Origin of the sequence: Streptomyces sp. NPDC002209 (assembly GCF_042890265.1) — a bacterium.
Classification (GTDB): Bacteria; Actinomycetota; Actinomycetes; order Streptomycetales; family Streptomycetaceae; genus Streptomyces.
The window spans coordinates 381,661-396,453 of the sequence record NZ_JBIARX010000002.1; the positions used below are offsets into that span (position 1 = coordinate 381,661).

14 protein-coding genes are annotated in these 14,793 nt (G+C 72.8%); 9 read left to right on the plus strand and 5 right to left on the minus strand.

What is annotated here, in order from left to right; translation table 11 throughout:
* Positions 1-5 precede the first annotated feature (5 nt).
* From gatA to gatB, 3 genes are read left to right on the plus strand one after another with little or no spacing between them, the layout of a single operon-like run.
* Positions 6-1,502: an Asp-tRNA(Asn)/Glu-tRNA(Gln) amidotransferase subunit GatA gene (gatA, locus tag ACFYXK_RS06615; RefSeq protein WP_389410095.1), complete on the plus strand. Its 1,497-nt coding sequence runs from the start codon at positions 6-8 to the stop codon at positions 1,500-1,502.
* Complete coding sequence (locus ACFYXK_RS06620; RefSeq protein WP_360903907.1) at positions 1,499-1,744, plus strand: hypothetical protein; 246 nt, start codon at positions 1,499-1,501, stop codon at positions 1,742-1,744. The genes gatA and ACFYXK_RS06620 overlap by 4 nt, the downstream gene beginning before the upstream one ends.
* Before the next feature lie 37 nt (positions 1,745-1,781).
* On the plus strand, positions 1,782-3,272 hold the full coding sequence (gene gatB, locus ACFYXK_RS06625) for an Asp-tRNA(Asn)/Glu-tRNA(Gln) amidotransferase subunit GatB (RefSeq protein WP_389410249.1): 1,491 nt from the start codon (positions 1,782-1,784) through the stop codon (positions 3,270-3,272).
* A gap of 88 nt (positions 3,273-3,360) precedes the next feature.
* On the opposite strand, the gene ACFYXK_RS06630 is transcribed toward gatB, so the two are convergent.
* The 3 genes from ACFYXK_RS06630 to ACFYXK_RS06640 form a co-directional block, all read right to left on the minus strand.
* Positions 3,361-5,190 (minus strand): protein kinase, encoded by a 1,830-nt coding sequence (locus tag ACFYXK_RS06630; RefSeq protein ID WP_389410096.1) that lies wholly within the window; start codon positions 5,188-5,190, stop codon positions 3,361-3,363.
* A gap of 73 nt (positions 5,191-5,263) precedes the next feature.
* Positions 5,264-5,854 carry a GNAT family N-acetyltransferase gene (locus ACFYXK_RS06635; protein ID WP_389410097.1) on the minus strand — a complete coding sequence of 197 codons (591 nt, stop codon included), beginning with the start codon at positions 5,852-5,854 and terminating at the stop codon, positions 5,264-5,266.
* On the minus strand, positions 5,851-7,971 hold the full coding sequence (locus ACFYXK_RS06640) for a penicillin acylase family protein (RefSeq protein ID WP_389410098.1): 2,121 nt from the start codon (positions 7,969-7,971) through the stop codon (positions 5,851-5,853). Before ACFYXK_RS06640 ends, ACFYXK_RS06635 begins: the two co-directional genes overlap by 4 nt.
* Positions 7,972-8,032: 61 nt before the next feature.
* On the opposite strand from ACFYXK_RS06640, the gene ACFYXK_RS06645 reads away from it, so the two are divergent.
* Complete coding sequence (locus tag ACFYXK_RS06645) at positions 8,033-8,767, plus strand: siderophore-interacting protein (RefSeq protein ID WP_389410099.1); 735 nt, start codon at positions 8,033-8,035, stop codon at positions 8,765-8,767.
* Positions 8,768-8,834: 67 nt separating this feature from the next.
* Here ACFYXK_RS06645 and ACFYXK_RS06650 read toward each other — a convergent pair whose 3' ends face one another.
* Together ACFYXK_RS06650 and ACFYXK_RS06655 are read right to left on the minus strand one after the other, a co-directional pair.
* Positions 8,835-9,335: a DinB family protein gene (locus ACFYXK_RS06650; protein ID WP_389410100.1), complete on the minus strand. Its 501-nt coding sequence runs from the start codon at positions 9,333-9,335 to the stop codon at positions 8,835-8,837.
* 75 nt (positions 9,336-9,410) lie between these two features.
* Positions 9,411-10,208, minus strand: coding sequence for a GNAT family N-acetyltransferase (locus tag ACFYXK_RS06655; RefSeq protein WP_389410250.1), 798 nt, complete (start codon positions 10,206-10,208; stop codon positions 9,411-9,413).
* A gap of 60 nt (positions 10,209-10,268) precedes the next feature.
* Between ACFYXK_RS06655 and ACFYXK_RS06660 the strand changes: the two genes are divergently transcribed.
* The 5 genes from ACFYXK_RS06660 (at position 10,269) to ACFYXK_RS06680 (ending at position 14,758) form a co-directional block, all read left to right on the plus strand.
* Entirely contained in the window at positions 10,269-10,658 is a 390-nt protein-coding gene (locus ACFYXK_RS06660) for a signal peptidase I (protein ID WP_389410101.1), read from the plus strand.
* A gap of 201 nt (positions 10,659-10,859) precedes the next feature.
* The gene (locus ACFYXK_RS06665; protein WP_389410102.1) at positions 10,860-13,109 is read left to right on the plus strand and encodes an MMPL family transporter; all 2,250 of its coding nucleotides are present in this window, start codon (positions 10,860-10,862) and stop codon (positions 13,107-13,109) included.
* Between the two features lie 39 nt (positions 13,110-13,148).
* A complete protein-coding gene (locus ACFYXK_RS06670) occupies positions 13,149-13,703 on the plus strand; it encodes a GNAT family N-acetyltransferase (protein ID WP_389410103.1) in 555 nt (184 codons plus the stop codon).
* A 103-nt stretch (positions 13,704-13,806) separates the two neighbouring features.
* Positions 13,807-14,400: a hypothetical protein gene (locus tag ACFYXK_RS06675; RefSeq protein ID WP_389410104.1), complete on the plus strand. Its 594-nt coding sequence runs from the start codon at positions 13,807-13,809 to the stop codon at positions 14,398-14,400.
* A gap of 190 nt (positions 14,401-14,590) precedes the next feature.
* Complete coding sequence (locus tag ACFYXK_RS06680) at positions 14,591-14,758, plus strand: hypothetical protein (protein ID WP_168724336.1); 168 nt, start codon at positions 14,591-14,593, stop codon at positions 14,756-14,758.
* Positions 14,759-14,793 lie beyond the last annotated feature (35 nt).

The following is a 14,793-nucleotide window of genomic DNA, read 5'->3' on the forward strand; positions in this document are numbered from 1 at the left end:
CAACCATGACTGACCAGATCATCAAGCTCACGGCCGCGCAGACCGCCGAGAAGATCGCCTCCGGCGAGCTCACGGCCGTCGAGGTCACCGAGGCCCACCTGGCCCGCATCGACGCGACCGACGAGAAGGTCCACGCCTTCCTGCACGTCGACCGCGAAGGCGCGCTCGCCCAGGCGCGCGCCGTCGACGCCAAGCGCGAGCGCGGCGAGAAGCTCGGCCCGCTGGCCGGCGTGCCGCTCGCCCTCAAGGACATCTTCACCACCGTCGGGGTCCCGACCACCGTCGGTTCGAAGATCCTCGAAGGCTGGATCCCGCCGTACGACGCCACCCTGACGCGCAAGCTCAAGGAAGCCGACGTCGTCATCCTCGGCAAGACCAACATGGACGAGTTCGCCATGGGGTCCTCCACCGAGAACAGCGCGTACGGGCCCACCGGCAACCCCTGGGACCTCACCCGCATCCCCGGCGGCTCCGGCGGCGGCTCCGCGGCCGCGCTGGCCGCCTTCCAGGCGCCCCTCGCGATCGGCACGGACACCGGCGGCTCCATCCGCCAGCCCGCCGCCGTCACGGGCACGGTCGGCGTGAAGCCCACGTACGGCGGTGTCTCCCGCTACGGCATGGTCGCCTTCTCCTCCTCCCTCGACCAGGGCGGGCCCTGCGCCCGTACGGTCCTGGACGCGGCGCTCCTCCACGAGGTCATCGCCGGCCACGACCCGCTGGACTCCACCTCCATCGACGCCCCGGTCCCGCCGGTCGTCGAGGCGGCTCGCAACGGCTCCGTCGCCGGCATGCGCGTCGGTGTCGTCAAGCAGTTCGCCGGCGAGGGCTACCAGGCCGGCGTCGTCCAGCGCTTCAACGAGTCCGTCGAGCTCCTCAAGGAGCTGGGCGCCGAGATCGTCGAGCTGGACTGCCCCTCCTTCGACCTCGCGATGGCCGCGTACTACCTGATCGCGCCGTCCGAGTGCTCCTCGAACCTGGCCCGTTTCGACGCCATGCGCTACGGCCTGCGCGTCGGCGACGACGGCACCAAGTCCGCCGAGGACGTCACCGCGCTCACCCGCGAGGCCGGCTTCGGCGACGAGGTCAAGCGCCGCGTCATCCTCGGTACGTACGCGCTGAGCTCCGGCTACTACGACGCGTACTACGGCTCCGCCCAGAAGGTCCGCACGCTCATCACCAAGGACTTCGAGAAGTCCTTCGAGCAGGTCGACGTGATCGTCTCGCCGACGACCCCGACCACCGCCTTCGCCATCGGCGAGCGCACCGACGACCCCCTCGCCATGTACCTCGCGGACCTGTGCACCATCCCGACCAACCTGGCCGGCAACTCCGCCATGTCGCTCCCCTGCGGCCTGGCACCGGAGGACGGTCTCCCGGTCGGGCTCCAGATCATCGCCCCGGCGATGAAGGACGACCGGCTGTACAAGGTCGGTGCCGCCGTGGAGGCGGCCTTCGTCGCACGCTGGGGTCACCCGCTGCTTGAGGAGGCACCGTCCCTGTGAGCACCAGTGCACTGTCCAAGGCCAAGGGCTTCAAGAAGTCCAAGACCGGCACCTACCTGTCGATCGGCACCACCGCCTTCGGCGCGATCAGCGTGATCAAGCAGGTCAAGAAGGCCCGCAGCGAGCACGACGTGCTGAAGCTGGTCGACGCCGCCGTGTCCGCCGCCGCCATCGTCACCGGCCTCGCGATCCTGTACCGCGAGCTGAAGCGCCTGGGCGACGACGACGTCCTGCTGGGCTGAGAGGGAAAGTTTCACCGTGACCACCTTCACCGAACTGATGTCGTACGAGGACGCTCTCGCCTCGTACGACCCCGTCATGGGCCTCGAGGTCCATGTCGAGCTCGGCACCAAGACCAAGATGTTCTGCGGCTGCTCCACCGAGCTGGGCGCCGAGCCCAACTCGCAGACCTGCCCCACCTGCCTCGGTCTGCCCGGCTCGCTGCCCGTCGTCAACGCGATCGGAGTCGAGTCGGCCATCAAGATCGGCCTCGCGCTGAACTGCGAGATCGCCGAATGGTGCCGCTTCGCCCGGAAGAACTACTTCTATCCGGACATGCCGAAGAACTTCCAGACCTCCCAGTACGACGAGCCGATCGCCTTCAACGGCTACCTCGACGTCCAGCTGGAGGACGGCGAGATCTTCCGCGTGGAGATCGAGCGCGCCCACATGGAGGAGGACACCGGCAAGTCGCTGCACGTCGGCGGCGCCACCGGCCGTATCCACGGCGCGTCCCACTCCCTGCTGGACTACAACCGCGCCGGCATCCCCCTCATCGAGATCGTCACCAAGCCGATCGAGGGCGCGGGCGTACGGGCCCCCGAGGTCGCCAAGGCGTACGTCGCCGAGCTGCGCGAGGTCATCAAGGCCCTCGGCGTCTCCGAGGCCCGCATGGACAAGGGCCAGATGCGCTGCGACGTGAACCTGTCGCTGCGCCCGACCCCCGAGTCCGAGTTCGGCACCCGCAGCGAGACGAAGAACGTCAACTCGCTGCGCTCCGTCGAGCGCGCGGCCCGCTTCGAGATCCAGCGCCACGCGGCGGTGCTCTCGTCCGGCGGCACGATCGTGCAGGAGACCCGGCACTTCCACGAGGAGGACGGCTCCACCACCGCCGGCCGCATCAAGGACAACGCCGAGGACTACCGGTACTTCCCGGAGCCCGACCTGGTCCCCGTCGCCCCGGCCCGCGACTGGGTCGAGGAGCTGCGCGGCGGCCTGCCCGAGATGCCGCGCGTACGCCGCAACCGGCTCCGCGAGGAGTGGGGCGTCAGCGAGCACGACATGCAGTCGATCCTCAACGCGGGCGCGGTGGACTCCATCGTCGCCACGATCGAGGCGGGTGCCGACTCGGCCGCCGCGCGCAAGTGGTGGATGGGCGAGCTGGCCCGCAACGCCAACGAGCAGGGCGTCGTCGTCGACGAGCTGCCGATCACCCCGGCCCAGGTCGCGCGCGTCGCGGCGCTGGTCGCCGCCGGTGAGCTGAACGACAAGCTGGCCCGCCAGGTCCTCGAGGGCGTCCTCGCCGGCGAGGGCACCCCGGACGAGGTCGTCGAGAAGCGCGGTCTGAAGGTCGTCTCGGACGAGGGCGCGCTCGGCGCGGCCGTGGACGAGGCCATCGCGGGCAACGCGGCCATCGCCGACAAGATCCGCGGCGGCAAGATCGCCGCAGTCGGCGCCCTGGTCGGCGCGGTCATGAAGACCACCCGCGGCCAGGCCGACGCGGCCCGCGTCAAGGAGCTCATCCTGGAGCGCCTGGGCGTCTCCGAGTAGCAGCACCCCGCGTACGGCGGCGGCCCCGCACCGGTGTCCGGTGCGGGGCCGCCGTGCGTCTGCGCCTGCCGTCCAGGCCCGGTGCGGCTCAGCGGGTGAGCTGCGGGGCGGCGATGACGACGGTGCCGTTGTCGCAGCCCATGTCCACCTTGACGCGCAGCCGCAGGGCGTCGGTCACGTCCACCGACTTCGTGGCCGGCTTGCCGAGCTCCACGAGCTCCGAGAAGGCCGCGGGCTTCCCGTCGAGCGAGATGCTGACCCGGCCCTTCGCGTTCGTGGAGCCGTCGTCGATGCCGGCGGTGAACTCCAGGTGCTTCCACTCGCGGTTGAGGTCGAACTCGGTGATCGCCTCGTCGTTGCAGTCGGGGTGCGCGATGAAGGCCGCCCCGTACTGCTTGGTGTTGATCTTCGCGGCTCCGACGGTGAAGTTGCCCAGTCCCGCGATGGGGGTCAGCTGGGTCAGGTCGGCGGCCTTGATGTCCGCTGCCACGCCCCCGGGCTGGGTGCCGCCGGCGGTGGGGTCGGGCGTCGCCCCGGAGTCGGAGTCGGCGCCGGCGCTCTCGCTCGTGCTCGGTGAGGGGGTGGGCGTCGGGGACTCCTCCTCCGGTACGGCCGCGTCGGAGGCGGAGCTGCCGCCCTTGCCGTCCGCGGCCTGGCCGTCGCCCTTGTCCTTCTCCAGCAGCCGTACGCCGAGCACGGCGAGCGCCGCGATGACCAGGACGGTGGCAACCGAGCCCAGGACGATCGCGGCCCGGCGCTTCTTCGGCGCGGCGGGCCCCGGCGGCGGGGACTCGTGCAGCGGGTACGTCGGCCCGTACCCGGCGGGCACGTGCTCGGGCCGGGTCTGCGGCTCGGGCTGCGGCTGCGGCACGGCCTCCCGGGTCGGCGGGGGCGGGGAGTACGAGGGCGTCTGCACCGGTGCGTGGACCGGCGCCGCAGCCGGCGGGCCCGCCGGCTGCGGGGGCACCACGGGCCGGACCGGTGCCGGGACCGCGTCCTGCACCGCCCGCTGCGAGGTGGAGGAGGTCGTGGACACGACCGCGTGCCGTACGTCCTTCATCCAGCCGGCCAGGCTGACGGGCCGCTGCACCGGATCACCCGCGTGGAGGGCGGTGATCCGCTCGCGCCGCTCGGCGTCCAGCACCGCGATCTGCGGCAGCGCCGCCATCGCGCGGGCCAGCTGCTCCGGGGAGTTGGGCGGAGATTCGCCGCTCAGCAGGAAGTACGCGATGGCCCCGAAGGCGTAGCGGTCCGCCGCCGGGGTGCGCTTGCCGTCGAAGACCTCGGGCGCCGCGTACCCCGGGGTGAACCACACCTCCGCCGTCTGGTGGTCGGCGGTCAGCTTGCTGAGCCCGAAGTCCACCAGGGTCGCCTGCCCGTGGCCGTCCACCATCACGTTGCCCGGTGACAGGTCACCGTGGATGACCTGGCGCCCGGACGGGGTGGCCTTCCCGGAGTGCAGCCAGTCCAGGACGTCGGCCAGCTGCTCCAGCGTCCGCATCACCTCGCGCCGCTCGGCGGCGGTGGCGAGGTTGCGTTCGGCGCGCCAGTCGCGCAGGTCGAGCCCGTCGACGTGGTTCATCACGAGGACGAGGGCCCGCCCGGTCAGCGTCCCGGACTCTCCCGACCGGTGGATCGGAGGCCCCTCGAAGTGCTCCCGGACGCCGACGACGCCCGGGCGGTGCACGAAGCGCAGGAGCTCGGCCTGCTCGTTCCACTTCCGGCTGATCCGGTCGAACTCGTCGGGCGTGATGGTCGTCTTGGAGTCGAGCACCTTGACGACCACCGGTTCGCTGCCACCCGCGAGCTCGATCTCCGCGAGGTAGAGGACGGCCTCCCCGCCGCGCCCGATCGACCGGAGCAGCCGGTACCGGTCAGCTGCCGCATCCGGCCCGATGTGCAGATTCTGGCTGGTCAATTTCCCCCCAGCGCCGATGCTTTGAGTGGGCATCAGTCTGGCGTGGCCGGAATCACACGGTCAATCGGAACGGTCAGTTTGCCTCGGGGGCGAAGAAGGCGAGGCGGGCCTTCTTCGCCGGCAGGTGGACCTCGGGCAGGTCGATCTCCGGAAGCTCGACTTCCGGGCCGAGCTCGAAGCCGCTGCGCACCAGGCGGGCGATGGCCTTCTCGTTGCGCGCGTCGGGCTCCGCCACCACCCGGCGGGTGGTCCGCTGCGCCAGGACGTACGAGAGGAACGCCCCGATCAGGCCCGAGCTGAAGCCGCGCTCGGCCGCACCGCGCGTCGGGCCGACCAGCAGGTGCACGCCGGTGTCGCCGGGCTGCACCTCGTAGCACTCGCCGATCCGGTCCTCGGCGCAGTCGTACGTCTGGAACAGGGCGACCGGCTCGCCGTCGCGGCGCACCAGGAACGCGTGGTGGGTGGTGCGGCGGTCGACGTCCTCGTAGATCTCCTGGACGAGCTCGCGGCTGGCCCCGCGCATGCCCCAGAAGCGGGCCCGCTCCTCGGTGACCCAGGAGTGGATCAGCGCGGCGTCGGCGGCCGGGTCGACGGGGGTGAGGGTGACCGTGCCGAGGCCCTCGACGAGCTGGGTGTGCACGGGGCGGCGGGTGGACGTGGTCATCTGGGGGTTTCCTTCGTGAGGCGGGTCCAGTCGGTGACGACGGGGACGAGTTCGCACCGCGCCCAGAACGGCAGCTGGTCGCGGTGGTGGGGCGAGCCGGTGACGCCGTCCGCGCCGAGCGGGACCGCCCAGAGGCTGTCCTCGCGGCGGGCCAGGTCCCAGACGTAACGGGCCGACGATGCACGGGCGGTGAGATCGGTGAACCCCGGAACGGTGGAGGTGGCGTTCACGCAGTCGTGGTCGCCGCCGAGGCCGGGCCACTCGGCCTCCGGGTCGGGGAGGGCCGACCAGGGGGCCAGCCGGTGGACCTGCGACCAGGGGGCGTCGGGGCGGGCGGCGGCGGCCGTCTCCTCCAGGGCGGCGCGGACGTGGGCCGCGCGGTCGAGCCCGGGGAGGAGGGTGGTGGTCAGCAGGCCCTCGAGGGCGTAGCCGATCTTCGGGACCAGGTACAACCAGGGGTGGAACACCTCCGGGCCGGCGGGGGCGCCGGCCAGCGCGGCGAAGACGGGGTCGGCGGCGAAGCGGCGTACGGTCGCGGTCCGGAAGGCGGAGAAGACGGTCGCGTCGGTGCTCTCGGCCGCCATGTGGCGGTCCCAGGCGAGCAGCCGGGTGCGCAGTGCGGCGGCCCCGGGGGAGAGGGCGTCCAGTCCGGGCAGCAGGGCCAGCAGCGGCTCGGCGGAGGCCAGGTAGGTGTCGCGGTGTACGTCGGCCATCGCCTTCGGGGTCCAGTCCGCGGAGCCGGAGAGCAGCTCGCGGATGCGGTTGGCGCGGTGCGGCGGCGCGAACTCCACGCCGAGCGGGGAGGCGATGCCGCGCGCGTTGGCCATGACGGCGAAGCCCTGGACGGGCTCGGCGGGGGTCTCGGCCCAGCCCTGCCAGGAGTACTGCGGATCCCAGGCGGGCACCGGGCGCAGCCGGTTGGCCCGGTGGCGCAGCGGGACCGCCCCGGCGACGCGGTGCAGCAGACCGCCCTCGGCGTCGGCGGCGTGGACGACGTTGACGGGCTCGGCCCAGCCGTCGAAGGCCCGGTCGATGTCGGCGACGGTACGGGCGCGCAGCAGGGCCGGCAGGACGGCGAAGCCGAGGTCGCGGCGGACGCGGGGCGGGTAGCGCAGGGCGAGGGTCTGGCCGCCGCCGCCGCCGTCGTCCGTCTCGTCCCGGACGATGACGGGGCCGCGGGCGGTCTCCAGGACCTCGACCTCGACCGGGTCGGCGCCGGCGACGGTGATGGTCTCGGTGTGCCGGGCGACGGGCTCCCACGTGCCGTCGGGGCCGAGGGCCTCGATGACGTCAGGGGCGGTGGGGGCGGTGCGGAGCTGCTCGACGTACAGGTCCTGGTAGTCGGACATGGCGTTGGTGATCGCCCAGGCGGCGCTGCCGGTGTGCCCGAAGTGGCCGAGGCCGGGGATGCCGGGGACGGCCAGGCCGAGGACGTCGTACTCGGGGCAGGAGAGCCGTATCTGCTGGTACACGCCCGGGTCCTCGATGAACCGGTGCGGGTCGCCCGCGATGATCGCCGAGCCGGTGGCGGTCCGGTCGCCGGGGACCAGCCAGCCGTTGCTGCCGGCGGTGCCGGGGCCGTCGGTGGCGAAGAGGGTGACGGCCTCGTCGCCGAGGGCGCGGGCCACGCGCTCGCGCCACAGCTTGGTGGCGAAGCCGGCGAAGAGGATGTGGGTGGCGATCCAGATGGCGAGGGGGACCCAGGGCTCCCACGGGGTGGGGGCGTGGCCGGTGCGGGCGAACCGCTCGTCGCGGGCGGCGCCGGCGGCCAGCCCGTCGTTGACGCCGTCCACGTAGGCCCGGACCCAGGCGGCGGTGTCGGGATCGAGCGCCTCGTGGCAGCGGCGGGCGGTGTCGGCGAGCCGGGACCGGCGGGCGAAGCGGTCCCAGGCGACGGACTCCGGGCCGAGGAAGGCGGCGCTGGAGCCCTGGGCGCGGTGGCGCTCGACCTCCAGCTGCCAGGCGCGGTCGAGGGCGGTGGTGTGGCCCTGGGCGTAGGCGAGGCGCTCGGCGTCGGCGGCGCGGAGGTGGGGGATGCCCCAGTCGTCGCGGTAGAGCTCGAAGGCGCCGGTTCCGGCTCCGGCGGCGTCCGCGTTGGTCACAAGGCTCACACTCATCCCCCAGTACATTAGGTTAGGCTTCCCTAACTATAGGGGCTCGAGGGAGGGGTGGTCACGCATGGCGGGCGTCGGCAAGGGCTGGGAGGGCGTGGTCCTTCGGCTTCTGCGGGGCAAGGACTTCACGTTCACGGTCACGGGCGCGCAGGACGTCACGGAGCACTACCGTCGCGTGCACGTGACGGACGGCGGGCTGCTCGCGGCGGCCGGCGAGTCGCTCCACCCGACGATGTGGGTGCGGCTGTGGTTCCAGAGCGCGGGCAAGCCCCACACGCGGGCGTACACCCTGGTCGACCCGGATCCGGCGGCGGGAACGTTCAGCCTGGAGTTCGCGCTCCACGACGGCGCCGCGAGCGCGTGGGCGCGGGCCGCGAAGCCGGGCGACACCATCGAGGCCACCGTCCAGGGGACCGGTTTCACCGCCCCGGCGCCCGAGCCCGAGCGGCTGCTCGTGATCGGCGACCCGGCCTCGGTCCCGGCGATCAACTCCCTGCTGGACGCCTACCCGCAGACCCCGGCGACGATCTGGCTGGAGACGCAGCACGCGTCGGACGCCGGCCTGCCGGTACGCCTGGACCCGGCCCGGCACGAGATCAGGCGGGTCGAGCGCACCGGCTCGGCACTGGTGGACCGGGTGAAGGCAGAGCTCCCGGAGCTCGTCGCGGACCCGGCGTCGGCGTACGTCTGGCTCGCCTGCGACACGGTGACGACCCGGACGCTGACGGCGTACCTGCGCAAGGAACTGGCCCTGCCGAAGCAGCGCGTGAACGCCCTGGGTTACTGGCGGGCCGCCTGACGGGCCCCGGGCCCCGGACCTTCGGGCTGCGGGCCTGATGGGCCGCGGGCGGCCCCGCCGGGTCTCGTCAGGCCCCGGTGGCGCCGTCGACGGCCTCGCGCAGGAGGTCGGCGTGGCCGTTGTGCCGGGCGTACTCGTGGATCAGGTGCAGCATGACGAGGCGCAGCGAGGCCTCCTCCTTCCAGCTGGCCACGTACGCCGTCACGTCGAGGGACTCGGCGGCCGCCTCGATGCGCCGCGCGTGCGCGACCTCCGCCTCCCAGGCGGTGAACGCCTCCTCGCGGGTGGCGCCGCCGGCGTCGTAGGCGGCCTGGAAGTCGTGGGTGTCGGACCAGAGATGGGGAAGGTCCTCGCCGTTGAGGGTGCGGCGGAACCAGTGCCGCTCGACCTCGCCCATGTGCCGGACCAGCCCCAGCAGGGAGAGGGCCGAGGGCGGCGACGAGGGCCGCCGCAGTTCCTCGTCGGTGAGTCCCTCGCACTTCCAGGCGAGGGTGGCCCGGTGGTAGTCGAGATACGCGCGCAGGGTCTCGCGCTCGTCGCCGGTCAGCGGCGGTCCAATGCGTTCCATGGGGTGATCCTGCCCGGGAGGCGCCGGGGCCGGAAGGGCCGGCGGGCACATGGGCGGGTCTTGGCGCGGGGGCGGCTACGCGGCCGCGGTCCAGACGTGCGGCACCGTCGTGCCCAGGCGGGTGAAGCCCAGGCGTTCCAGGATCGGGCGGCTGTCGTCCGACGCGTCCACCTGGAGGTAGCGGATGCCGCGCTCCGCTGCGATGCGGGCCCGGTGGGCGACCAGGAGGCGGTAGATGCCCCGGCCGCGCCACTGCGGGAGGGTGCCGCCGCCCCAGAGGCCCGCGAAGGAGGAGCCCGGGCGCATCTCCATGCGGGCCGCGCTGACGGGGGTGTCCCCGGCCATCGCCACCACCGCCGCGATGGTCTGCGGCTCCTCCTCCAGCAGGGTGAGCAGCAGGTGCCGGATCCTGGGGCGCTCCGTTCCGAAGGCCTTCGCGTGGACGTCCATCATCAGGTCGACGCCCGCCTCGTCCGTCACCACCCGCAGGGTGATCCCCTCCGGCGGCTCCACCGGCAGCGCGGCGAGCTCGTCCACCCGCCCCACCAGCAGGGTCTCGGCCGGTTCCGGGACGAAGCCCGCCGCGCGCAGCCGGTCCCCGAGATCCGCCGGCCGGTCGTGGTCGTACAGCTTCCACTCGAAGTCTTCGGCCCCGCGCCCCGCGAAGTACGCCACCTGCGCCGCGATCTCCGCGTCCGCGGTCTCCTCGTCGAGGTCCGACCAGAGCACGCCGTTCCATCCCGGCCCGGGCACGGTCTGCCGTACCACCGCTCCCGCCCGTTCCACCCTGGCCCCCGTGGCGTCCGGCAGTGCGTCGCGGCGCATCTCCCGGTCGTACTGGGCCCGTACCTTCAGCAGTTCGTCAGCATCCATCGTCATCGGCCCAGCTCACCAGCCGTCAGCCCACCCGCACAACTGCATTAGCCTCACCCCGTGAACGACGACTCCATCTACACCGGCAAGGCCACCCCGGACGCCGCGACCGACCGCGGCTGGCTCCTCGGCCACTTCAAGGACCCCGCCGATCCGCGCCACAGCACGGACGTGGAGATCAAGTGGGGCGTCCACCCGAAGGGCGACGAGCGGGCCCAGTGGGTGCGGGGCGAGGAGCGCACCGCGCTGCAGGTGCTGATCAGCGGGCGCTTCCGGCTGGAGTTCCCCGGCCGGACCGTCGTCCTCGCCGAGCAGGGGGACTACGTCGTATGGGGCCGCGGAGTCGACCATTCCTGGTACGCGGAGGAGGACGCGGTGGTCCTCACCGTCAGGTGGCCCTCCGTCCCGGGCTACCGGGCCGACGAGCCGGACGGCCCGTCGAGCGGATGACCTTGGTCCCGCACCGCTCCACGGCCCTGTGACGATGCACACGAAAGGGGCCAACGATCACGAAACGCTGGGATCGTGGCGGTGTATACCTTCTTGGCCGGTACCCGGGGCGACCCCCCGGGGCGCCGGCCTCCACGAGTTCCAGTGTCTTTGCGTCGGGCAGCTCCCGGTGAAGATCCGAACCACCAGGGAGCACGTCCGTTGGCAGCGATCGCACGGTGGTGCCTGCGGCACCGGCTGATAGCCGTTCTCCTGTGGCTGCTGGCACTCGGCGCCGCCGCCGCGGCGGCAGCGACCGCCGGATCGGCGTTCTCCAACGACTACGAGGTCCCCGGCACCGAGTCCAGCCGTGCCCATGCCCTCCTGCGGGCGGGCTTCCACGGCCACGGCGGTGACACCGACACCGTCGTGTGGCGGGCCCCGGAGCATCAGAGCGTCCGTACCCCCGACGTCGAACAGCGCATGACCAAGGCCCTCGACGCCATCGCCGCGCTCCCCGGCGTCGGTTCGGTCGCCGGCCCCTACGGCGCCGGGCCCGAGAGCGCCGCGCAGATCAGTCCCGACGGGCGCACCGCCTATGCCGTGGTGACGTTCGACCAGCAGGCCGACTCCGTACCCAAGGCGCAGGCCGAGGCCGTCGTCGACGCCGCGAAGAACCCCGCCACCGAGGCGGACGGCCTCCGGGTCGAGCTCGGCGGCCGGGCGATCGCCCTGACCGAGGCGCCCACCGCGCACGTCGCCGAGGTCATCGGCGTGGCCGTCGCGGCCCTGGTCCTCTTCCTGGCCTTCGGCTCGCTCGCGGCGAGCCTGCTGCCGATCGCGACCGCCCTGGTCAGTGTCGGCACCGCCTATTTCGGCATCACGCTCCTCGGGCACGCCATGCCCGTCGCCGACTTCGCCCCGATGCTCGGCACCCTCGTCGGGCTCGGCGTGGGCATCGACTACGCGCTGTTCATCGTGACCCGGCACCGCAAGGGCCTCATGAGCGGCCTGCCCGTCGGGGAGGCGGCCGAGCGGGCCGTCGCCACCACGGGCCGGGCCGTCGTCTTCGCCGGGGCCACCGTCTGCATCGCACTGCTCGGCATGCTGGTGCTGCGGCTGAACTTCCTGAACGGCGTCGCGATAGCCGCCTCCCTCACGGTGGTGCTGACCGTCGCCGCGTCGGTCACGCTGCTGCCCGCCCTCCTCTCGTACATCGGCATGCGCGCCCTCTCGCGCCGCGAGCGCCGCAGGCTCGCGGCCGAGGGCCCGCGGCCCGAGACGCCCACCGGGTTCGCCGCCCGCTGGTCGGCCTTCGTGGAGCGGCACCCCAAACTGCTCGGCGCCGTCGCCGCGCTGGTCATGGCGGTACTGGCGCTGCCTACGTTCTCCCTCCACCTGGGCACCTCCGACCAGGGCAACAACCCGGCGGGCTCCACCACCCGGCAGGCCTACGACCTGCTCGCCGACGGTTTCGGACCCGGCATGAACGGCCCGCTCACCGTCGTCTCCCGCCTCGACGGCGCCGGGGACCGGATGGCCGTCGATCACCTGGCCGAGGCCCTCCGGACGACCGAGGGCGTCGCAGCGGCCGGCCCTGCCGTCTTCAACCGGAGCGGGGACACCGCCGTCCTGACCGTCATACCGGACTTCGCCCCGCAGTCCCGGGCCACGAGCGAGCTGGTCACGACACTGCGCGAGGACGTCATTCCGGCCGCCGGGCACGGCAACACCATGGACGTCCACGTCGGCGGCGTGACGGCGGGCTACGACGACTTCGCCGACGTCATCGTCGGAAAACTGCCGCTGTTCGTCGGGGTGGTGATCACCCTCGGCTGCGTCCTGCTGCTGCTGGCCTTCCGCTCCCTCGGCATTCCGCTCAAGGCCGCCGCCATGAACGTGGCGGCCGTCGCCTCCTCCTTCGGCGTCGTCGTCGCGATCTTCCAGTGGGGCTGGGGCAGTGAGCTGCTGGGCCTGGGCAGCGCCGGCCCGATCGAGCCCTTCCTGCCCGTGATCATGGTGTCGGTCCTCTTCGGACTGTCCATGGACTACCAGGTGTTCCTGGTCAGCCGGATGTACGAGGAGTGGCTGGAGACGGGCGACAACCGGCGGGCCGTGCGCATCGGCCTCGCCGAGACCAGCCGGGTGATCAACTCCGCGGCGGTCATCATGATCTCCGTCTTCCTGGCCTTCGTGCTCAGCGGCGACCGGATCATCGCGATGTTCGGCATCGCGCTCGCCGCGGCCGTCGCCCTCGACGCCTTCGTGCTGCGCACCCTCCTCGTCCCGGCGCTGATGCACATGCTCGGCGGCGCCAACTGGTGGCTGCCCGCCTGGCTGGACCGCCGGCTGCCCAAGATCAGCATCGAGCCCCCCGAGCGCCGTCCGCGTGCGACACTTCCCGCGCAGCGACCCGGTGCCGGCTCCGCCACGAGCGAGGACGGCGCCGAGCCCGCCACCGCATCCCGGTGATCCGGCGACCCGCCGTATGAGACCCAAGGAAGAAGCCGCATGTTTTCGATAGACCTCGCCGACGACGCCCAGCTGTTTCCGCTGGAGGTCTGGCACGCCGAGGAGTTCCTGGCACACATGGACCGCGGCCGGGAGTTCATCGGCGAGCACATCGTCCTGGCCGACTACGTCACCGACCTGGACTCGGCGCGCGGCTTCCTCTCCACGTACGCGCAGAAGACGGCCGCCGACGGCGGGCGGATCTACGGCATCCGCGTCGGCGGCACCCTCGTGGGAGGGGTCCTCTTCCGGATCTTCGACGCCGAGTCGGGCAACTGCGAGGTCGGCTGCTGGCTGGAGCCGACGGCGGCCGGCCGGGGCCTGGTGACCAAGGCCTGCCGCGTCCTGATCGACTGGGCCTTCCACGAGCGCGGCATGCACCGCGCCGAATGGCACGCCTCCAGCGCCAACAAGAAGAGCCTCGCCGTCGCGGAGCGCCTCGGGATGACCCGCGAGGGCGTCCTGCGCGAGGCCTACCCGTACCGCGGCGTCCGCCAGAACACCGAGATCTGGGCCGTCCTCGCCCACGAGTGGCCGCCGGCTCCCACCGCCTGACACCACCCGCCGCGGCCCCGGTCCGGGGCCCGCGGCCGGCCCGGCCCGACCGCGTCGGCGCCTTCTCAGAAACCTCTCAGACAAGCCGCCTACGGTGCCCCGCATGGACACCACGAAGACCGCCGACCCGACCGCTCCCGAGGCGGACACCGCCGAGCCCCAGGCCGCCGAGGCCGCCGAGGCCACGGCCGATCTCAAGGACGCCCCCGCCGCGGAGAGCGAAGAGGCCACCGAGCCCGCCCTCTCCGACGAGGAGCTCGAGGACGCGCTCCACGACGAGCTCGACGACACCGAGAAGGCCTCCGAGGGCGTCGGCGCCGGGGCGTGCGCCGTCGTCGCGGCCGGTCTCGGGCTCGTCGCCCTCAGCGGCAGCTGGGTCTCGCGCGTCATAGCCGAGCGCCAGACCCTCGTGGGCCAGATCGAGTCGGTCAACGCCGCCACCACCGAGGCGAAGATCCAGGCCCTGTACGGCGACGCCTGGCACATGACCGCCCTGGTCAACGGCGTCCTGTCCACCCTCGCCCTCCTCCTCGCCGTCTTCGTGCTGGCCCGCCCCGCCTTCGGCGCCCCCGGCCGCACCCTCCCGACCTGGGTCCGCGCCGTCTCCTGGGCCGCCGTCGGGCTCGGCGCCCTGGGCGTCCTGCTCTTCGGCCTCATGTACTTCGACATCCTGGCTCCCCTCCCGAAGGCCGCCTAGGACCTCCGCTTCGCCTGCCTAGGACCCCCTCCTAGGCACTCCCGGTCCGCCCCGGGGTCCTTCGGCCGCGGCCTAAGGACCCCCGCCCCGCACAGATGCGGCATGCGCCCGATGTGCCGGCACCCCCTGGGACGCGAATCTTGGATCACACCGAACGAGGTGCCGAGAAACGCAGACCGGGGAGTACGAGATGTTCGAGTACGAGATCGCCACCGCCCGCCGCGCCGACCTCATCCGCGAGGCCGACGCGTACCGCCGGGTCCAGGAGGCCAAGAAGGCGCGCCGCGCCTCCTCTCGCAGCCAGGAACCCGAAGGGCCGGTGAGCGGGCAGCGCAGCCGCTTCACCCGCGCCGCGTAGCCGGCGCCGCGAAACGCGTGGACCGGCACGTGATG